Source organism: Clostridium sp. Cult1 (assembly GCF_021655095.1).
GTDB lineage: Bacteria > Bacillota > Clostridia > Tissierellales > Tepidimicrobiaceae > Schnuerera.
Genome location: NZ_PPXW01000001.1, coordinates 647,376 through 666,766, shown reverse-complemented (window position 1 = coordinate 666,766; position 19,391 = coordinate 647,376). Strand labels below are relative to the sequence as shown.

Genomic DNA, 19,391 nt, shown 5'->3' with positions numbered 1-19,391 from the left:
TCCTTGCTAAATATATTATATAATATATTTATATCAGATATGGACAATATTTGCAAACAAAAGGACAAAATTACAATATATTTTGTATTATTAATAGTAATATAATTCCTGGTATGCCTAAAATGCCAGCAATTATAGCTGTCAATGGATTTATAGCTATACTTATTCCTATAAAGCCACCTATTAAATTAACTATTAATAATAGAATACCTCCCAAAACTCCGTTTACTATTAGCTTTATTATCATTTTAATTGGAATAACTAATAATATACCAATAATATATAATAAAAATAATCCAAAAACAAAAGCTAATATGGAACTAATCTCCATAATATCCCCCCTCATTATATTCTTTATTATATAATAGGGGACAGGTTATGTAAATATTACCTAAATATCTCTTTCTTTTACTTTTTTTAATAAATAAATATATTTTATCTTTGAAGCCTCCAATTCATATATAGCATGATCTACTAAATCTGGATCTGTAACCGACTGGAAATATACTTCCTTGTTTTTCCACTCTTCGTGGGCCTTTTTTAAGTTTTCTATCATCTTTTCTTCTTCCGATTTCTCTTTATTCTTTAATTTGTCAGATAAAATACTTGCATATTCTATTATCTTCTGTACTTTCTCTTTATAATAACTTCTCTTTTTATCCATAATAATACCCCCATGTTTTTTATATTCTTATTTTTGCCAAAAACATAGGGGTTTATACTATCTACTACACCATTTACTGCATCTTCTATTCCTTTTATTGCATACTACTTGATCTGAATTACATGAAGGGCATAGACTTTTATCCTTTATATAATTAATGCCATAAGTTTTATTACAAGAATTACATTTGATTTCACAAAAATTAAAGGCAAAATTCCCTCCCTTTATATTGATAGCAAATCCTTGAGTTAAAGCTATAGCTACCTTATTTCTAGCACTATCTATAATATTTTGAAAAGTTTGCCTAGATACTTCCATTATATCAGCACATTCCTGTTGACTTAAGCCTTCCATATCCTTTAACCTAATAGCTTCTAATTCCTCTAGCTTTAATTTTATTTCTTCTACTTCTTGGTTCTCTTTTCCTAAAGGAACGAAATAGGTTGTATTAGGGAAAAGTTCTATTTTTCTGCATTTAATCGGTCTTGCCATATAAATTCCCCCAAATAGGATTTAATTTAATCTATTGATAATTTTATTTCCAATTTCTTCAAAAGTGCTCTTTACCTTTTCTGTTAATTTAGATTTTCCATTAATAGATATATTGGCTATATCCTTTGCCATAGGAAGCTCACCTAATAATTCTAAATCATATTCCTTTAGAAACTTGGAAATATTTTCGCTTTCAAATATCTCTATCTTTTTGCTACAATCGGGACATAGTACATAGCTCATATTTTCTACTATACCTAGTATAGGAATATTCAATCTTTTAGCCATATTTATAGCCTTTGCCACTATCATGGAAACTAAATCTTGAGGTACTGATACCATTACTATACCAGATATTGGAATAGACTGCATCACCGTTAAGGCTACATCTCCTGTTCCTGGTGGCATATCTATGATTAAATAATCTAATTCTCCCCATAGTACATCGGTCCAAAATTGTTGAACTATGCTAGAAACTATAGGTCCTCTCCAAATAACTGGTTTATCTTCTTCTTCCATTAGAAGATTTAAAGACATTATTTTAATACCGTCTTCAGTAGTTATAGGTATTATTCCATCATTATTAGCTACAGCCCTTTCACCTTCAATCTGGAATAATCTTGGTATACTTGGACCAGTAATATCTGCATCCATAACTCCTACTTTATAGCCTTTATCCCTTAAATCCTTGGCAACTAAAGCAGAGACCGTAGATTTCCCTACTCCTCCTTTACCGCTCATAACGCCAATGATATTCTTTACAAAATTATTGGGATTGTTTTTTATACTACAAGTGTCCTGAGAAGTGCAACTATTCTTTGATGGACAGTTATTGCAATCAGCCATTTTTTCATCCCTTTCTATAACTTATTGGCATATGCCAATACAATTGTAACCTTATTTACATTCCCTGTCAATAAAAACAAGTGAATTTTACTATCCTAACATCTCTTTCAATTCCTTCACCTTTGGAACCTTGCCAATGGATTTAACTTCTCCATCTATTACTAGACCTGGGGTGCTCATTACCCCATAACTGACTATGACTGCCAAATTATCTACCTTTTCTATATCTGCTCCTATATTTAATTCCTTTAATGCAGTTTCTAAATTCTTCTCTAGTTTTTCACATTTGGAACAACCAGTACCTAAAATCTTGATTTCCATAAAATATTCCCCTTTCCTTATATTAATAAAGATGAAAAGCTATTAAGTCCATATCCTACAATTATTATTCCCAAAGTCACAATAGCTACAAAAGTAGCTAATAATTTTGGTTTTACTACCTTACTAAGCATAACCAAGGATGGAACTGATAGAGTTGTAACTCCCATCATAAAGGCTATTACCGTACCAATTCCAACTCCTTTAGCTATTAGAGCTTCTGCTATAGGAATGGTTCCAAATATATCTGCATATATTGGTATTCCAATAAATGTAGCAATTATGACTGAAAAGGGATTTCCTTCCCCAAGGATTTTTTCTATAATGGACTGGGGAACCCAATTATGAATTCCTGCTCCTATACCTACGCCTATTAAAATATAAGGCCATACTCTGCCTACTATGTCCTTTACTTGTGATTTAGCAAATTCTATCCTATCCTTACGAGTCATAGTATCTATTTCAACATCTACATTTTCTACTCCCCACACATAGGATTCAACATAGTTCTCCATTTTTAACCTATTGATTAGTACTCCACCTACAACTGCCACTACTAGACCTACGATCACATAAGAAGTACCAATTTTTACACCAAAGAAGGACATCAATAACATAAGAGAGGCTAAGTCTACCATTGGGGAGGAAATTAAAAAGGAAAAGGTGGCTCCCAAAGGTAGTCCAGCTGACACAAAACCTATAAAAATAGGAATACTTGAGCAAGAACAAAAAGGAGTTACAGTTCCCAATAATGCTCCAAATACATTCCCTTTTAATCCTTTGAATCGGCCAATGATCTTCTTAGTTCTTTCTGGTGGAAAATAGCTTTGTATGAAAGATATGATAAATATCATTACCGATAATAGTATGAATATCTTTATGGTATCGTATATAAAAAAGTGAACGCTCCCACCTAACCTGGTTTCTATAGATAGTCTAAACACCTTTTCCACTAATAATTCTACTAAGTTCCACAGCCATTTCATTTTCAATAACTGATCGTTGAGCCAAGATAATATATTCACCTAAATCACCGCCTATTTTACTTGCATATATTTGCCAATTCAATATATTTTGCTGCTGCTTTACTCTTTTCTAAATCTAACTTTAATATTGGATAGTTTTCTACATTGTCAACTATTTTTCCTAATATATCTTCAAATAATTTATCTTTTAAATATAATGAATAAAAAGTATATTGTTCTTTTTTCTCATCCTTTACCAAACCCATGTCCCTAAGTCTAGCCAAATGTTTTGAAATATTAGGCTGGGATATCCCAGTTATTCCAGTAATCTGACATACACAGAATTCACCATGATATAAAAGTACCATTATCCTAAGCCGGGTTTCATCGGAAAGCAATTTAAAATAATTCAATAGTTTATCCACTCAACTCTCTCCTTATCTCAATATCATTTTTTCCCCTATTATTTCTTCCCAAGTATTGAATATAGGCCTTATTATCTGAGGTCCTATTTTAGATATGATAACCAATTGAGAATTTTCTTCTACTTTGTCCATTGGTTTATAATCTATCCTTTTGCCTACTACATCTACTTGGTTCCAGCCATCTTCTAGCTGGAAAAATCCTTTTACTCTATAACAGTCCTCTTTAATAGTATCTATGAATTGGCTAAGTTTATCTTTTGTAGTTTTACCTTCATAGGTTAGTATTAGTGTTTTAGGTCTATTTTCTGGTGTATTGGTAGTGTCCTCTACTCCAAGCCAATCTTCTTTTAAAAGGTCTTTTTCTAAAAAATCATAACCTATTTTCCCATTTATAGATTCTACAATATCTACTTTAGGGTTTATCTCTTTTATTTTTGCTTTTACCTTATTTAATTTTAATTCATCTATTAAATCTACTTTACTTAATACTGCTAAATGGCAAAATTTAAGCTGTCTTTCTACTGTTTCTATATCTTCTATCTGATCTAAAAAGTTAACTCCATCCACTATACAAATGGCTCCACTATAATCGTAGACATCCCCTTTAGCTGCCTTTACCGCCTCTAAAAACTCCCCTATATTAGATGGATCAGCTAGACCAGAACTTTCAACAAATACATATTCCATATCCCTATCTGTCATCTCTACTAAAGCGGAAACAAAGGAAAGCTGCAAACAAGAACAGAATATGGATCCCTTGTTTATCTCCACTAGCTCCATACCTTCTTTTTCGATTATAGTCCCATCTATTCCTACCTTCCCAAATTCATTCATTATTACTGCAACTTTTTTACCTTCTAAATCCTTCAAAACATTGGTTAAAAAAGTAGTCTTTCCAGCCCCTAAAAAGCCTGTAAGTAAATATAATTTTGTTTTATTTGCCATATATATTCCTCCTTGGAATCAATTTAACACATCATATGCCTATATGCTTATATGGTTATATAAGTATAATAACTTTATTGTTGGCATTTGTCAATAGTTTGATATAAAATTATTATTTTATTTATGGAATAGAATAGAAAAGAAATAAAAAAATACCTCCAAGTAAATAGTTTAATTAATTAAACTATTTACTTTGGAAGTATCATATCAAACTTAGCTTGTCTTTAAAATTTGCTTTAAATGTTATAAGATTAAAACATCATTCATCAAAAATAACCTAAATTAATCCACTATTACATCTATATTTTCTATTGTTTCATGCTTACTTTCTGCTTTTCCAAATGAGTAATTCAATACAACTAATGTTATTGCACGACAACATATGCTAATGTATGCTTAGGACTATATAATATTGATAGCTTAGGTGCATGCATGAAGCCTAATCCTGATAAAACAGCTCCTACCAAAGAAGTAATTGCAGCTTTGTTGAATTCATTATCTAAAATAAATGATAAGATTGCACCCAATATTAATGCTGTAAACATAGCCCCTTGCCCCAATGACACTATAGCAGGTGAGACCGCATCTAAAGCTTCTGGAGCTGCTCCTGCAAATTTTGTTGATAGGTAATTGGCCAAATAAGGAAACATGGCTAAGATCACAGCCGGATAATGGTTTTGTGGTACTGATGCAAATGTTTGGGATATCATTGATATGCCAACAAATACGAGTATTGGAGCTACAACTTGTAGTGGAATTATAGCTGACATAGCTGCTATTACTCCGAAGGTGGAGGCTACTAAAAATACAAATCCATTAACAATAGAATATCCTCTTCCCGCTTTTAGCCATTTAGAGCTTACTGATGCTAGATAAACGGTAGTAGGAAAAACCCCACCAAAAAATGTACCTATCATAGTTCCAATGCCGTCAACAATTTGTGTTTCTGCAACATCATAGTTATCTCCTGCAGCTGCCATTGCTTCTACATTGTTCATAGTCTCTATAAAATTATATACTGATATAGGTATCAATGCTGCTAATAATCCAACCATAGGTCCAAATAAGGTTTTAAATCCTGTAATAAATCCAAAAGTAGGTTTTGGCAGATAAACACCTACATAGCCTAATCCTTCCGTAATATTGGATAAACTAGATTCTTTCACTGCATAAGCTAGGATAGTACCTATAATTATTGCGAATAATGATGCAGGAATATTAAAAGGCATTTTTCTTCTAGCAATTAAACCTACCAAAATAATTGTCATAACGAACATGCCAATTACTGGGGATTCAAAGGTATGAAAAAACATTTGCCCAGCTATAACTGAAAATGCTACCCCTGCTAATGCACCAAGCATTGATGCTCTAGGTAAGTTTTTCCTCAACCAAGGTCCTATCAATGAACCTAGCACTTCAATCAAACCACCCAAAAAACATGCTGCCATACCTATCCTTATAGCCATATCAGGATCTCCTGTTAAATCTAATGCTGGTTTTAATACTCCAAACAAAAAAATGAACATTGGTGGAGTACTTATTCCATAAGATAAGGCAGTTACATCTGTACGATTTTCTTTTTCTGCTAATTTCTTAGCCATATGAGCATAGTATAAGTTTCCAAATAAAACACTTATCGCTGCTCCTGGAATGACCATTCCATAAACAATTCTAGCAGGATAACCAAATCCAAGCATGGTAATGGCAATTACCACAAAATTAGCCAAATTGTTCTGAAATAGCGAAAAGAATGCATTTACGTCTTCTTTGATAAACAAAGGATACTTTCTCTTTTCCACAAAAATTCCCCCTTTTCCACTTTAAATAAATTATGGTTATAAGAAATTTCGGTATAGGACACTTTTTACCTTTGTATAAAATAAACAAAAATAATATAATGTAGTAAATAAAATCATATTAATAGAAAAAACCTAAATGCCTGTCTACTTATAAACTAGCATTTAGGTTTTAAAATTTATTTATATAATTCTATTTCTCCATTTTTAATTCTTTTAGCTAAATCCTTTACTTTACCTTCAATTGTCCTAGCAGTTTTAATAAATTCTTCATCATCTTTCCCAGTAGGGTCTTCTAATCCCCAATCTTCTTCATGTTTAGAAGGTAGATATGGACAAATAACATTACATCCCATTTTTACTACTATATCTACTTCTGGTATATCCGTTAACAACTTAGAATATTGGGTTTTATTTATATTAATTTCATATAAATCCTTTATTATCCTAACTGCATCTTGATTGATTTCAGGCTTTGTTTCTGTACCAGCAGAATAGGAGTCAAAAATATCTGAAGCAAATAATTTACCTAGTGCTTCTGCCATTTGAGATCTACATGAATTATGAACGCAAATAAATGCTACTTTTGGTTTCAATTTATTTCCCTCCATATATGATTACATAGGATTTTCTTTTTTTATCAAGACCGTTGAAATCAAAGCTGTTAATGGAATAGTAAGTACTAGCCCAATACTTCCCGATAAGGAACGAACTATTTCCGTTGCAATAATGTCTAAATTTATAATTTTAATCATAGATGTTTCATAGGCCATGAATAATAGTAATAATGGTATGGAACTTCCCGTATATGCTAATATTAATGTATTGGTCATAGTCCCCATTATATCCTTTCCTACATTCATACCTGAATTAAACAGTTCCTTTTTTGTAAGATTCTCGTTGGCATTGTGGATTTCTTCTATAGACGAAGCTATGGACATTCCGACATCCATTATAGCTCCTAAAGCGCCTAATATTATTCCAGAAAACAATAGGCCTCTAAAATCAAAATCCACACCTTGTGGTATATACATGAGCATAGTAGCTTCTTCAGCACTAAGTCCAGTTAACCTTACCTGACTACCAACAAAGTAAGCTATAAATCCAGCAATAATAACACCACTGCTAGTACCTACAATTGCAGATATGCTTTTACTATTAATACCACCAATAAGGAAGATAGTAATTACAGTAACACCAATAGATACTAGAACGGAGATTGGAATTGGATTGATCCCCTTTAACATTAAGGGCAATAATACTTTTATAATCATAAATATAGTAATGGCTAATGTTATTACAGCCTTAATGCCTTTTTCTCGACCAATAACTATGATTAACAATATAAACAAACCTAGTAAATAAAATATATAGTTCTGCCGAGCATAGTCTGATACATAAACTTCTACAAGGTTATCCTCATACTCTTCAACACCTACTACTACCTTATCTCCTTTTTTTACCACAATATCATATGCCATATTATCCGACAGATGATTTTCTGTTTCAAATATTTGGCCTTTATATTTTCCACTAATGATCTCTAGCTTTACATGTTGAACTTGGGTTAGTATACCTTCTACTTCTTCTATTTCTTCCCCTTCCTCTACTTCTAAAACAATGGCCCTTTCCATATATGTGTTCACAGGTTCCATATATTCACCTTGAACATTAAAGGGAATTAGTATTAACAATAGAAGGATAATCCAGATTTTATTATTCATATTGAACCTCCAGTATTTTATTGCTATGAATATTATAATATATTTTACTACATTTTGTCTCCTCTAACCCTATATTATATATTATATCCCTCTACATATAAGTATTTACTCCAGAAAAAATTCCTCATTTTAATTATAATTTCACCGTTTTTAGCTCTAAGTTCCCGTATACAATATACTTTAATATTACTTATATTATATAAATTATATAAAGATTCATCTTCTGGCCTTCCCATCTCAACGGATGGTTCTACTATTGGTACTCAACAATTACTAGCTTCAAAAAGGTTAATTGTAATAGCCTTATCTTTACTGGCCTTTTTTATGTATTCTTCAGCTTTTGAATCAATTAAAATTTTCATATTTACCCCCTTAAGTTTATTTTATTTTATTATACTATATAGGGGTATGTTGTCAATAATATTTAGCCTTAATATCATTTTGATTCATTTTGTCTGATATTGAGCATATAAATTATTATATATTATTTGTTCATATGCTTTATAATACTGAGGTGGTTTTTTGAAAAAGGAAAGTTTTGTTTATGGATCTATTTTATTAGTTATAATAAACTTCATTGTACGAATAATAGATTTTACATATGATGTAATGTTGTCAAAATTTTTGGGGGCAGAGGCCATGGGATTATTTCAAATGGCCATGTCTATATTGATGATTTTTTTGATTATTTCTACTGTTGGCATTCCAACAGCAGTATCTAGACTAGTAGCAGAACAGAATTCTCGAAAAAATCATTATACTATTGATAAGATCTTAAAAGTAGCTTTATTTATAACCCTATTTTTATCTATTTTATTTAGTTTGATTATAATAATTTTTGGTGAAAATATCGCATTAAGAGTATTTAGGGATAAAAAAATGACTTTAGCTTTATATCTTTTAATTCCAGCTATTGTTGTAATATCTATAAGCTCTATTTTAAGAGGATATTATTATGGATTAAAATTGATAATGGTTCCTAGTGTTTCCCAGATTATCGAACATGTGACTAGGTTCGTTATTATATTAGGGTTTCTATATTATAATTACCCTGTTGAACCAAAATATGGGGCATTTATTGCAATTGCTGGTATTTCTATAGGTGAAGTATTCGATTTAATATGGCTTACTTATATGCTCAAACCTTGGAAAAGAAAACCAAGACATGTTGAATCCAATAAAATTTATACAAGAACAGTTGTAGGACAAATATTACCAATAGCTATGCCTATAGGAATATCAGGTCTACTAAATGTTATCCTTAGATTTATTAATTCCATACTAATTCCACAAAATCTTGTGAAAATAGGATATACAAATGGAGAAGCTATGGCAACCTTTGGAAGAATTACAGGTATGACTATGCCACTAATTATGCTTCCCTTTATAGTAACATCAGCTATGGTAATAAATCTAGTTCCCAATCTATCAGAGCAGATGGCGTTGAAAAATTATAGGAATGTGAGACATAATATTATGTTTTCCATAAAAATTACTTTAATGGCAGCCATTCCCCTAACTGGATTATATATTTTCTTTTCTGAACCCTTAGGTTTTTTTCTCTATGGGGATTTAGAAGTTGGCAAATTTATTAATATTATGGCCTATGGAACTATATTCATGGCGTTGCAGCATACTTTTTCAGGAATACTAAATGGATTAAGCAAACATATAATGGTTACCTTAAATAGGTTATTAGGTATGATTGTTCAAGTGTTGGCTATATACTTTCTAGTAGGAAATCCTCGGTTTGGAATCAATGGTTTTTTTATAGGATTTTTATCAGCGGGTATGGTTACTTTTATTTTGGATATTGTTACCATTAGAAAAGTAATTAAATTAAAAATAGATTACATGGATATAATTTTAAAACCCCTACTGGCTACTATCATTATGGTCTTAACAATGGATAATGGAATAAAATTATTCTATGGATATTATAGTAATGTATGGATCTTCTTATTCAATCTAATAATAGGTGTATTAGCTTATATATTTGTTCTCTATACTACTAAAGCTATTCCCAAAAAACCATTTAGAAAGTTAATTGAAGGATAAATAAAAGGAAGGAATTTTATCCTATCCTTCTATCCTCTACCCTTTCTATGTCTATGGCCACCTCTATTACAAGGAACACATTTATTCCTATCTAATTCACACAATATATAGTCACCGCCTTCTATCCTTAGCATCTTCCCATTCACTATACTATCAGCAACTTTACGTTTTGCTTCTGAATACATTCTTTGAACTGTAGAGCGAGCTACATCCATTCTTTCAGCACATTCTTCTTGCTCTAATCCTTCCAAATCTATGAGACGAATAACTTCATATTCTTCTACTGATAATATTATAGGTTCTCCATTAAAATTATTATTAATTGGTCCAAATACCCTATGATTAGGTAATCCACAAACTCGTCTTCTTTTTCTTGGTCTAGCCATTATTTCCATCTCCCTTCTATCTATATTTTAGCATAATAAAAGGATGAGTTGCCTCACCCTTTTATTATTCATGAAAGTTTTCTAGTATTTCTTCTATTTCTTCTAATCTAGATTTTAAAAATGATTTTTCATTTTCTAATAGGGACTTTTGTTCAGCTGGACTGAAGGTGTAATCGCTCCAAGTACCAAATCTCCCTATTCCTCTGCCATAGCCATAACCCATTCTTCCAGCACCAAAACCTCTTGATCTACAATAACCTCTACCCCATCCTGTCATTGGTCCTATACCCATTGGACCTGTACCGTTTCTTCTTGGCATAATCTTTCCTCCTTTTGTTTTGGGCATATGCCCATTTATTTATATTATATACAATTCTGGGCATATGTCAATAACCTTTTTTAAAAAAAGCCAATTTGAAATTGGCTTTTAATTACAATGACCTTCATGGCTATGTTCTTCACAAACTGATCCAGTGGATTCTAATTCTCCTTTTATATAAGCTTTTATTACATCATCACAAGGACCTTCTGCTCCTACGATTATATCTATTCCGTTATCCATAAATAATTGTTGAGCAGAGCCTCCCATACCACCAGATATTATTAATTCGATTCCTTGTTCTTTTAAAAATATAGGAAGAAATCCTGGTCTATGACCTGGATTTGGAACAAACTGGCTATTTAAAACCTTATCCTCTTTTACTTCATACATGGTAAATCCTTCACAATGTCCAAAATGTCCACTTACATTTTTATCTTCTGATGCAATTGCTATTTTCATCATAATACCTCCTAAAAATTAATATATTTTTCTTTTATAGTCTTCCACATTTCCCTTATTGCTAAATTGGCCCTACTGTCTTCATAATATATTATAGGCTTTAAATTATTAATGGATTCTACTATCTTTTCATCAAAGGGAATTTTACCTACTAAAGGTATTTCCTTTTCTTTACAATAGCTCTCTATTTCTAAAGACATATCTTCATTGATATCGTATTTATTGATACACACTATAGAGTCTATACCAAAATGCTCTGTTAGTTGATGAACCCTAATAAAATCTTCCTTTCCCGATTTAGTAGGTTCCGTTACAATAAGTACTAAATCATTGTTAGTGATAGAGGCTATTACTGAGCATCCTATTCCAGGAGAACCGTCTAATATAGTTATTCCCGATTCTGATTCATCTTTTTCCGCTTTTTTTCTTAGACGGGATACAAGTAAGCCTGAACCATCTCCTCCTATTTCCATATCTGCTCTAAATATTTTACCTATTGGAGTTTCAGTTTCATAAATATCTGCAGTTTTTTGTTCTACTAAACTAATAGCATCTACTGGACATATTATTTCACAAGCTCCACAACCTTCGCATTTTAAAGGGCTTACTTTTCCCATATCAATGGCATCGAATTTACATACTTGATTACATTGACCACATTGGATACAAATATTTGAGTCTACTTGAGCTATCTCATTTCCAGAAAAGTATTCCTTATCTATATCTTTACCATCATAGTATAAAAACATATTGGAGGCATCTACATCTGCATCTATACTAATAGATCCTTTCTCTAATTCCGCTATAGATATAGCTATAGTAGTTTTTCCTGTTCCTCCTTTTCCACTGATTATGCCTAGTTTCATAATAGTTCCTCCTCTATTTTTTCTTTAATATGAAGGAAAGCTATTTTGTATTCTTCATTATCCAATAGGGTTTCTCCCTTTGAATATCTTTCTGCTATTTCCCTTTTATAGGGTATATGCCCTAGTAGGTTTATATTTTCATCATGAATATATTTATTCAAATATTGGTTTTCATCATATTTATTTATGATTAAACCAAAAGGGATATGAAAGGTTTTGACTAATTCTACTGCCATTTTTAAATCATGTAATCCAAAAGCCGTTGGCTCTGTAACCAAAATAGCTCTATCAGCGTAGTGTAGAGTGTTTACTACATTACAGGAGGTTCCTGGTGGGCTATCCAATATATTTATCCCATCCTGTGGTATATCTGATAACAGTTCTTTTAATATAGGAACAGCCATAGGTTCTCCTATGTTTAATATCCCTCTTTTAAAAACCATATTATCTTTTCTTCCTTCCTCAATTATCCCCGTAGTCCTTTTTCTGTATGTAATAGCTCCTGTAGGACAGGCTAATTCACAAGCCCCACAACTATGACATAGTTTTTCGAATAATATAATTCTATCTTTACCTTTGGCCAATGCATTAAATTTACAAGCCTTTACACAATCTCCACAAAGGCTACATTTGTCTTTATCTATATCTGGCACTTCTATTTGGACATCTTTAACCTGGATTTTTTCTGGTTTTAAAAATATGAATCCATTTGGTTCTTCTACATCACAATCTATATAATTGGCCTTCATTAGTAGAGCTAAATTGGTGGAAATTGTAGTCTTTCCCGTTCCTCCTTTCCCGCTTAAAATTCCAATATTCATTTAAAAACCACCCTTTCGAGAAGGTCTAGATTCCTTAATTTCTTCAAGTTTTTTCTCCTTAAACATTTCTACCAATAGTTTACATGGAATATTCTTTCCTTTATACATTTTAATATCTGAACTTATTAAAAGATCGAAGGCATTAGGTCCAATATTATTGCTTATAATAGCTTCCACTCTTTCATCTATCAATTGTTGAGCTGCTGCTATCCCTGCACCTCCTCCAGCACTTTCCCCTTTATTTTCCATAGCTTTAAACTGATCTGTGCCTAGGTCATAAATAATGAAATATGAACTTCTTCCAAATCTCAAATCTAAATTGCTGTGTAAATCTTTACCACTTGCAGACAATGCTATTTTCATTTAATCTCCTCCGATTTTAGAGTTATTGGCATATGCCAATTAAATTGTATAATTATATTTAAATTTTGTCAATATAAGAAAAGCTTTTCTTGAAACTCATAACGAAAAGTTGTTTTAATTAATATTTTGTAAGGTAAAACCTCCTATTGGTTATAAAAATGGGTCAAGGTTTAAACCTTGACCCATTTTTCATTCTTCTATGAAGGCTACTGCTCTAATTGGTGAACCATCTGCCTCCGTTGTTTTTAAAGGGAATGCAGATATAGAAAATTCTTTTCCAATTAATGCTTCTAATCCTGTTAAATTTTCTATTATTAAAATTTCTTGGCCTAATATCTTTTGATGAATTTCTAAATTAATAGAAGTTACCGGTTCAACTGATATGGCATCTATACCTATACCTTTAATATTTAATTTACATAGCCTATCTGCTAATTGGGTAGATATTGTAGGAAAACCTTCAAAATATCTATTATCTCCCCATTTTTTATCCCAGCCAGTATAGAATAGTATAAATTCAGCCTCATTAAGATTATCCTCAATTTGGGCAATATAATCTTCTGTAATTTCTTTACCTTCTTCTACATTTGTGCAATCTACTAGCACTCCTTTTCCATAAAAAGAATCTATAGGGAACTTATCTAAGGATTTCCCATTAGTAAATATATGGGCTGGTGAATCCATATGGGTCCCAGTATGGCTATAAAACTGCATTTTTACTTCTTTAAAACCATCCTTTTCTATAGTACATGCTAGTTGAAAGACTGGCGGTTCTGTGCCCGGATATACCTGCATATTGGGAGAAATGGTCTGAGTTAAATCCACAAATTTCATCCAATCCCTCATTTCATACTAAAACGAATATTTACAGTCTAAATATTTTTCGCTAAAGGCTTTTACATCTTTAGCTACTGAGTCAATATCTTCTTTATCAATTAATACTCTTTTGAAAAGTTCAGCTATATATTCCATTTCCCCTTCTTTCATACCTTTCCTTGTAACTTCAGGGGTTCCTATTCTTATTTGAGGGCTGGCCCCTGAAAAATCATCGGAACATAGTATGCCAGCTTTTTCTAAATATTTGGCAGGCCCTTGACTTACGTATTCTCCTACATCTACTAACATTAAATGGGTTTCTGTATATCCTCTTTTAGCTCCTAGTACATTAAATCCTCTTTCATGTAATGCTTTGGCTAATGCCTTGGAATTTTTGATTATTTGTTTTCCATATTCATTGCCAAACTCTTTCATCTCCATAATGGACACTGCTAAAGCAGGAAGACGGTTTAAGTGATGACTTGTAACTAGTGAAGGAGATAATGCATTCCCTACTTTTTCTATAAGTTCTTTATCATTTGATACTACAAATCCACCTTGTGGGCCTGGGAAAGATTTGTGGGTACTTCCGAACATTATATCAGCACCTTCTTTTAAAGGATTTGGAAATACCTTACCAGCTATAAGTCCTGTTACATGGGAAGCATCATAAGCTAGTATAATCCCTTGTTCATCTGCTATTTGTCTAAGTTCTTTTACTGGTTCTGGAAATAATGTGCCTGACCCCCCAAATATTATGAGCTTAGGCTTTAATTCTATAGCCATTTGCTTTAAACTTTCAGCATCTACTGCTCTGTTTTCATCGAATTTCATATATTCTACTCTTATGGTTTCGCCAAAATGGGATATAAGTCGCATTGGTCCTACCAAGCCATGTCCCCAATCTTCAAGACTTACCTCTATTACTAAATCATGAGGCTCTAATATACCTAATACTACAGCCATGCCTGCCATATGTCCACCAATAGGTCTAAGGTCTGCATATTTTGCTTCAAATATATCTTTTACTAATTCCTGGGTTGCCATTTCAAATTCATGTATATATTTATTTCCTGTATATTCTCTATCTTCAGGGTTCATGGTTGTATAGCAACCATATCTATTCCCAAAATCACTTGACAAGTAATCCCTTACTGTTTGGCTTGCAAAGTTTTCAGAAGCGATTAGATTTAAACAGTGATTCCTATATTCTTGATGCTTTTTTAATAAATTATCTACATCTTTCATTGTCTTTAACATAATAATGTCCTCCTTATAGTTGTTAGTCTTCTAGGAAGGGGTTTAACCCCCTCCTAATGGTCTAATTATTTTTATTTCATCCTTTTCTTTCAATTTATAGATTGGATAGTCTTTCTGTAATAATCGTATATTGTTAACCCATACCCCAACCCAATTGCTATATCCTTCAGAATTTAACAACTCAACTATAGTAGTACCTGTTTTTATTTTCTTAGATTTACCGTTGACTACTATATTCATCAAATCCTCCTTTCTGAAAGATAGTTTCTAACTAGTTAATAAGCCAACCTAGAGATAATTTCCTCAGTATAGCTTCTGTAGGATTTCCGGTTTCTCTGTTCCATCCTGCAAAATCATAGTATAATTCCTTAGCTTGGTTCAATTTTTCTTCATCTAATTGGACCCCTTTTGATGGTCCATCAGACATTTTTTCGAATAGCCTCTTAGGCAATTTATCATCTTCTTTAGTAAATCCTGCCTTAGCATTGAAATATCTCATCATATTTATACGGCGCTCACCTATTCGCATTAATTCAAATAGGGAAGTATCCCATCCTATTCCATATTTACATAATTCGATTAATTCATTAGGCCCACAAAGTTCCCAAGATGGTCCCCATACAAATTGACATAGGTTCAATGTATCTAGTATGGAGAAATAACATTGACTATCAAAAGCAAACCTTACCTTATCTTCATCTATAGTGAAGGGATCGTCATAGGTCTTGTATATGCCAATTTGCCCTAATCTTTGTATAGGTTGACTATCCTTTGGTAAAGTTAAAAATACATCATGTTCACTTGATTGGTGGTCTGCACCAAAGGGATTAACTGCATAGATAAGTCCTACCATAGGCTTAAATTGAGGCATATGGGCTGGAAGTTCTTGACCTTTTACATCTATGCTAAATTCTTCTGTTCCTTTTCCTATTTTTTTAGAGGCTCTTTTACTTCCTTCTGCTAATAGATTACCAATCCCTTCTCTTTTTGCTATCTTCTCTATTAATATAGGTATTACTTCCTTATTTCCAAATTTAAGCTCTAATCCATCTGTGTCTTCTTTAGTTAAAAGACCTTTTTCATAACATTCCATGGCAAAAGCTATAGTTGCACCGCAGGATATAGTATCTATACCGTACATATTACATAGTTGATTTGCTAAAGATACGGTTTCTAAATCGGTTATTCCACAATAAGAACCTAAAGCTGCAGCTGTCTCATATTCTGGCCCACCATATAGTGGATCCACAACTTCTGGCACTTCTACTACCCTTTTACATCTTACTGCACATCCATAACAAGTATCCCTTTTCTTTAAGATGGTTTCTGTCATTGTGGTTCCTGTAATATTTGTAGCTCCTTCTGGAAAATATCCTGTAGTCCAGTTTTTAGTAGGTAAGAAACCATCTTGGCTAAACTCTTCTAAATCGCCATTGGTACCATGTTCTCCTAATCCAGAAATATTAGGATTCTCTTCTATCATTTTAACTACTCTCTTTGAAAATTCATTGAATTTTTCTACATTATATGGTTTTAATCCCTTTCCCTTTTTAACTACTATGGCCTTTAGGTTCTTGGAACCCATTACTGCACCAGTTCCATTCCTCCCATTAGCTCTATTACACATGTTTATTATAGACGCATATTTTACTAAATTTTCTCCTCCAGGACCTATTTGTGCTATTTCGATTTTTTCTTCATTTAGCTCTTTTCTAATAATTTCTTCAGCTTCACCGGTCACCTTACCCCATATATTTTGGGCATCTTTGATTTCTATATTGTCCCCATCTATATATAAGTAAACGGGCTTATCTGATTTTCCCCTAAATATTACTGAATCCCATCCATTAGCTTTAAGATGCATAGGGAAAAATCCACCTGCTTGGCTATCTCCAATAGTTCCTGTAAGCGGGCTTTTAGTAGTCACTGTCACTCTGCTTGTACCACTAATAGGAAGTCCCGTGAAAGGTGATACAGAAAATACTAATATGTTTTCTGGGGACAAAGGTTCTACTTTTGGATCCATATCTTGAAGGATAAGGTATAAACCTAGAGCAGATCCTCCTGGATATTGTCTATATATTTCAGATGGTATAGTTCTTTCAGTTATTTTACCTTCTGTTAAGTTTACATCCAAAACTTTCCCCTCAGGAAACATGATCATATAAATTCCTCCTTTGTTTGTCTATCTTATATTTACTTATTTTCAATTTCTTCAATTTCTTTAACTAGTAAATCCAGTATTTCTTTACCCGATTGGCCTACCATGGATACATATCTATCCCTTGCGGATATGCTAGATTCCTTAAAAGCATTTATTTCTTCTTCAGTCAATTCTACTACTGGAATATTAGTTGCTTTAACTATCTTTTCAAGGGCTTCATTGTTCAATTGCTCTTGAATTTCAAAAGAATAATCTCTAAGTTCTTCTATAGTTTCGTCTACCATTTTTCTTACACCTTCAGGTAGAGAATCATAAACCTTAGGGTTTACACAGGTTGTAGTAACATATAGGCTTGAATTAGCTAGTGTAAGATAGTTTTGAACCTCTGCAAATTTCATTTCTTCAATTGCAAATAATGGATTTTCCTGTCCGTCTATCATCTTTAGTTGCAATCCACTATATACTTCCATATAAGGAATGGGAGTTGGATTAGCTCCGTATGCTTCATATGCTGCAACTATCATTGGTGAAGGCATGGTTCTTATTTTAAATCCATTAAATTGTTCTGGAGTATTAATTGGTTTATTACTTGTCCATTGCATAAATCCCTCAGTCCAATAGGAAAGAACTTTTAAATCCCTTTCTAGATATTTTTGACTTAATAATTCATTTAAAGCTTTACTAGTTTTAAAAATTTCCTTATTCTTTTCCATATCATCAGAGAATAGAAAATGTAATGAAAATAACTGGTTTTCTGGCACAATTGTTCCAGTATTACCTGGTGAAACAATGGCAAAATCGATTCCTGCATTTTGTAATAACTCGGTTTGTTGAGTAGCATCTCCTATTTGACTTACAGGATATATTTCTATCTTAATTTCTCCCTTAGATTTTTCCTCCATCAACTCAGCAAATTTCTTAACATAATAGTCTTGTACACTGCCTTCCATCTCTTCGTGAGCAAACCTAAATACATACTTGTCAATGGTAGGATCATAATGAGCCTCATAACTTTGGTGTTCTACAGAAGAACAACCTGTCAAAGAAACAGCAGCCATACTAAAAATCAATATTAAAATCAAATACCTTTTCATAGAATTCCCTCCCGATACGTCGATTGTCGACGCAATAATTATCCTAGATAGTTTAATGTACTTCTAACATGAAGTTCCACTCCTATTTTTAAGGTGTCTTCATCTATATTAAATTTTGGATGATGGTGAGGATAGTCTGTTCCCTTATCTTTATTTCCTGTACCAACAAAATAGAAAGCACTAGGAACCCTATGGGTGAATTCTGCAAAATCTTCTCCTGCCATACACATATATGGTACAATATATGAATCATCCCCTAAAGCTTCAATTACTGACTGTCTTACTCTTTCTACCATTTCAGGGTTGTTGTTTACTGATGGATTACTTGGAATAAATTTTAGATCATAATCCGTTCCAGTAGATAAACATACTCCTTTTATAACTCTCTCAAATTTATCCAGTAAAATTGCTTTTTCCTTTTCTTCATCTTTAAATAAGAACCTTATAGTGCCACCTATAGTAACTTCCTCAGGAATAATATTTCTTCCAGTTCCCCCATTAATTTTGCCTACCATTATGGTAATTGGTAGTAAAGGGTCTATTTCTCTTGTTTGGATCGATTGTAATCCTTGGACTACTGCACAAGCTGCCAATATTGGATCTGTAG

25 protein-coding genes are annotated in these 19,391 nt (G+C 32.4%); 1 reads left to right on the top strand and 24 read right to left on the bottom strand.

The window, feature by feature from the left end:
* Window positions 1-70: 70 nt before the first annotated feature.
* From C3E89_RS03195 to C3E89_RS13420, 12 genes are all read right to left on the bottom strand, one after another.
* Complete coding sequence (locus C3E89_RS03195; RefSeq protein ID WP_236911051.1) at window positions 71-331, bottom strand: pro-sigmaK processing inhibitor BofA family protein; 261 nt, start codon at window positions 329-331, stop codon at window positions 71-73.
* Between the two features lie 60 nt (window positions 332-391).
* Window positions 392-664, bottom strand: coding sequence for a DUF2508 family protein (locus C3E89_RS03190; RefSeq protein WP_236911050.1), 273 nt, complete (start codon window positions 662-664; stop codon window positions 392-394).
* A 57-nt stretch (window positions 665-721) separates the two neighbouring features.
* Entirely contained in the window at window positions 722-1,156 is a 435-nt protein-coding gene (locus tag C3E89_RS03185; RefSeq protein WP_236911049.1) for a DUF134 domain-containing protein, read from the bottom strand.
* Between the two features lie 21 nt (window positions 1,157-1,177).
* The gene (locus tag C3E89_RS03180; protein WP_236911048.1) at window positions 1,178-2,002 is read right to left on the bottom strand and encodes an Mrp/NBP35 family ATP-binding protein; all 825 of its coding nucleotides are present in this window, start codon (window positions 2,000-2,002) and stop codon (window positions 1,178-1,180) included.
* Window positions 2,003-2,092: 90 nt separating this feature from the next.
* A complete protein-coding gene (locus C3E89_RS03175) occupies window positions 2,093-2,323 on the bottom strand; it encodes a thioredoxin family protein (protein ID WP_236911047.1) in 231 nt (76 codons plus the stop codon).
* A 17-nt stretch (window positions 2,324-2,340) separates the two neighbouring features.
* Window positions 2,341-3,345 carry a permease gene (locus C3E89_RS03170; protein ID WP_236911046.1) on the bottom strand — a complete coding sequence of 335 codons (1,005 nt, stop codon included), beginning with the start codon at window positions 3,343-3,345 and terminating at the stop codon, window positions 2,341-2,343.
* 17 nt (window positions 3,346-3,362) lie between these two features.
* Window positions 3,363-3,710, bottom strand: coding sequence for an ArsR/SmtB family transcription factor (locus C3E89_RS03165; protein WP_236911045.1), 348 nt, complete (start codon window positions 3,708-3,710; stop codon window positions 3,363-3,365).
* A 12-nt stretch (window positions 3,711-3,722) separates the two neighbouring features.
* On the bottom strand, window positions 3,723-4,655 hold the full coding sequence (locus C3E89_RS03160; RefSeq protein WP_236911044.1) for a CobW family GTP-binding protein: 933 nt from the start codon (window positions 4,653-4,655) through the stop codon (window positions 3,723-3,725).
* A gap of 365 nt (window positions 4,656-5,020) precedes the next feature.
* On the bottom strand, window positions 5,021-6,454 hold the full coding sequence (locus C3E89_RS03155; protein ID WP_236911043.1) for an NCS2 family permease: 1,434 nt from the start codon (window positions 6,452-6,454) through the stop codon (window positions 5,021-5,023).
* Window positions 6,455-6,630: 176 nt separating this feature from the next.
* Window positions 6,631-7,047 carry an arsenate reductase ArsC gene (locus tag C3E89_RS03150; protein WP_236911042.1) on the bottom strand — a complete coding sequence of 139 codons (417 nt, stop codon included), beginning with the start codon at window positions 7,045-7,047 and terminating at the stop codon, window positions 6,631-6,633.
* 21 nt (window positions 7,048-7,068) lie between these two features.
* Window positions 7,069-8,175 (bottom strand): YibE/F family protein, encoded by a 1,107-nt coding sequence (locus C3E89_RS03145; protein WP_236911041.1) that lies wholly within the window; start codon window positions 8,173-8,175, stop codon window positions 7,069-7,071.
* A gap of 74 nt (window positions 8,176-8,249) precedes the next feature.
* Window positions 8,250-8,432, bottom strand: a complete 183-nt coding sequence (locus C3E89_RS13420; RefSeq protein WP_336512954.1) for a CC/Se motif family (seleno)protein — start codon at window positions 8,430-8,432, stop codon at window positions 8,250-8,252.
* Between the two features lie 265 nt (window positions 8,433-8,697).
* On the opposite strand from C3E89_RS13420, the gene C3E89_RS03140 reads away from it, so the two are divergent.
* Entirely contained in the window at window positions 8,698-10,233 is a 1,536-nt protein-coding gene (locus tag C3E89_RS03140) for a putative polysaccharide biosynthesis protein (RefSeq protein WP_236911040.1), read from the top strand.
* 29 nt (window positions 10,234-10,262) lie between these two features.
* Here the strand turns inward: C3E89_RS03140 and C3E89_RS03135 are convergent, their stop codons facing one another.
* From C3E89_RS03135 to C3E89_RS03080, 12 genes are all read right to left on the bottom strand, one after another.
* Window positions 10,263-10,619, bottom strand: a complete 357-nt coding sequence (locus C3E89_RS03135; protein ID WP_236911039.1) for a DUF134 domain-containing protein — start codon at window positions 10,617-10,619, stop codon at window positions 10,263-10,265.
* A 64-nt stretch (window positions 10,620-10,683) separates the two neighbouring features.
* On the bottom strand, window positions 10,684-10,938 hold the full coding sequence (locus C3E89_RS03130) for a DUF5320 domain-containing protein (protein WP_236911038.1): 255 nt from the start codon (window positions 10,936-10,938) through the stop codon (window positions 10,684-10,686).
* Between the two features lie 108 nt (window positions 10,939-11,046).
* Window positions 11,047-11,400, bottom strand: coding sequence for a NifB/NifX family molybdenum-iron cluster-binding protein (locus C3E89_RS03125; RefSeq protein WP_236911037.1), 354 nt, complete (start codon window positions 11,398-11,400; stop codon window positions 11,047-11,049).
* An 11-nt stretch (window positions 11,401-11,411) separates the two neighbouring features.
* Window positions 11,412-12,266, bottom strand: a complete 855-nt coding sequence (locus C3E89_RS03120) for an ATP-binding protein (protein ID WP_236911036.1) — start codon at window positions 12,264-12,266, stop codon at window positions 11,412-11,414.
* Window positions 12,263-13,087 carry an ATP-binding protein gene (locus tag C3E89_RS03115; RefSeq protein ID WP_236911035.1) on the bottom strand — a complete coding sequence of 275 codons (825 nt, stop codon included), beginning with the start codon at window positions 13,085-13,087 and terminating at the stop codon, window positions 12,263-12,265. Before C3E89_RS03115 ends, C3E89_RS03120 begins: the two co-directional genes overlap by 4 nt.
* Entirely contained in the window at window positions 13,088-13,450 is a 363-nt protein-coding gene (locus tag C3E89_RS03110) for a NifB/NifX family molybdenum-iron cluster-binding protein (RefSeq protein WP_236911034.1), read from the bottom strand.
* Window positions 13,451-13,639: 189 nt separating this feature from the next.
* A complete protein-coding gene (locus C3E89_RS03105; RefSeq protein WP_236911033.1) occupies window positions 13,640-14,284 on the bottom strand; it encodes a cyclase family protein in 645 nt (214 codons plus the stop codon).
* Window positions 14,285-14,302: 18 nt separating this feature from the next.
* Window positions 14,303-15,526: a serine hydroxymethyltransferase gene (glyA, locus tag C3E89_RS03100; protein WP_236911032.1), complete on the bottom strand. Its 1,224-nt coding sequence runs from the start codon at window positions 15,524-15,526 to the stop codon at window positions 14,303-14,305.
* A gap of 42 nt (window positions 15,527-15,568) precedes the next feature.
* The gene (gene thiS / locus C3E89_RS03095; RefSeq protein WP_236911031.1) at window positions 15,569-15,766 is read right to left on the bottom strand and encodes a sulfur carrier protein ThiS; all 198 of its coding nucleotides are present in this window, start codon (window positions 15,764-15,766) and stop codon (window positions 15,569-15,571) included.
* Between the two features lie 31 nt (window positions 15,767-15,797).
* Window positions 15,798-17,690 (bottom strand): aldehyde ferredoxin oxidoreductase family protein, encoded by a 1,893-nt coding sequence (locus C3E89_RS03090; protein ID WP_236911030.1) that lies wholly within the window; start codon window positions 17,688-17,690, stop codon window positions 15,798-15,800.
* A gap of 32 nt (window positions 17,691-17,722) precedes the next feature.
* Window positions 17,723-18,784, bottom strand: coding sequence for a TRAP transporter substrate-binding protein (locus tag C3E89_RS03085; protein ID WP_236911029.1), 1,062 nt, complete (start codon window positions 18,782-18,784; stop codon window positions 17,723-17,725).
* Window positions 18,785-18,822: 38 nt separating this feature from the next.
* On the bottom strand, window positions 18,823-19,391 hold a 569-nt coding region (locus C3E89_RS03080; RefSeq protein ID WP_236911028.1), incomplete at its 5' end, for a M20 metallopeptidase family protein.

What these genes read in the sequence shown, in the direction of transcription:
- C3E89_RS03195 (WP_236911051.1), bottom strand. Translation starts at nt 331, where the DNA reads ATGGAGATTAGTTCCATATTAGCTTTTGTTTTTGGATTATTTTTATTA.
- C3E89_RS03190 (WP_236911050.1), bottom strand. Translation starts at nt 664, where the DNA reads ATGGATAAAAAGAGAAGTTATTATAAAGAGAAAGTACAGAAGATAATA.
- C3E89_RS03185 (WP_236911049.1), bottom strand. Translation starts at nt 1,156, where the DNA reads ATGGCAAGACCGATTAAATGCAGAAAAATAGAACTTTTCCCTAATACA.
- C3E89_RS03180 (WP_236911048.1), bottom strand. Translation starts at nt 2,002, where the DNA reads ATGGCTGATTGCAATAACTGTCCATCAAAGAATAGTTGCACTTCTCAG.
- C3E89_RS03175 (WP_236911047.1), bottom strand. Translation starts at nt 2,323, where the DNA reads ATGGAAATCAAGATTTTAGGTACTGGTTGTTCCAAATGTGAAAAACTA.
- C3E89_RS03160 (WP_236911044.1), bottom strand. Translation starts at nt 4,655, where the DNA reads ATGGCAAATAAAACAAAATTATATTTACTTACAGGCTTTTTAGGGGCT.
- C3E89_RS03145 (WP_236911041.1), bottom strand. Translation starts at nt 8,175, where the DNA reads ATGAATAATAAAATCTGGATTATCCTTCTATTGTTAATACTAATTCCC.
- C3E89_RS03135 (WP_236911039.1), bottom strand. Translation starts at nt 10,619, where the DNA reads ATGGCTAGACCAAGAAAAAGAAGACGAGTTTGTGGATTACCTAATCAT.
- C3E89_RS03130 (WP_236911038.1), bottom strand. Translation starts at nt 10,938, where the DNA reads ATGCCAAGAAGAAACGGTACAGGTCCAATGGGTATAGGACCAATGACA.
- C3E89_RS03125 (WP_236911037.1), bottom strand. Translation starts at nt 11,400, where the DNA reads ATGAAAATAGCAATTGCATCAGAAGATAAAAATGTAAGTGGACATTTT.
- C3E89_RS03120 (WP_236911036.1), bottom strand. Translation starts at nt 12,266, where the DNA reads ATGAAACTAGGCATAATCAGTGGAAAAGGAGGAACAGGAAAAACTACT.
- C3E89_RS03115 (WP_236911035.1), bottom strand. Translation starts at nt 13,087, where the DNA reads ATGAATATTGGAATTTTAAGCGGGAAAGGAGGAACGGGAAAGACTACA.
- C3E89_RS03110 (WP_236911034.1), bottom strand. Translation starts at nt 13,450, where the DNA reads ATGAAAATAGCATTGTCTGCAAGTGGTAAAGATTTACACAGCAATTTA.
- C3E89_RS03105 (WP_236911033.1), bottom strand. Translation starts at nt 14,284, where the DNA reads ATGAAATTTGTGGATTTAACTCAGACCATTTCTCCCAATATGCAGGTA.
- glyA (WP_236911032.1), bottom strand. Translation starts at nt 15,526, where the DNA reads ATGTTAAAGACAATGAAAGATGTAGATAATTTATTAAAAAAGCATCAA.
- thiS (WP_236911031.1), bottom strand. Translation starts at nt 15,766, where the DNA reads ATGAATATAGTAGTCAACGGTAAATCTAAGAAAATAAAAACAGGTACT.
- C3E89_RS03090 (WP_236911030.1), bottom strand. Translation starts at nt 17,690, where the DNA reads ATGATCATGTTTCCTGAGGGGAAAGTTTTGGATGTAAACTTAACAGAA.
- C3E89_RS03085 (WP_236911029.1), bottom strand. Translation starts at nt 18,784, where the DNA reads ATGAAAAGGTATTTGATTTTAATATTGATTTTTAGTATGGCTGCTGTT.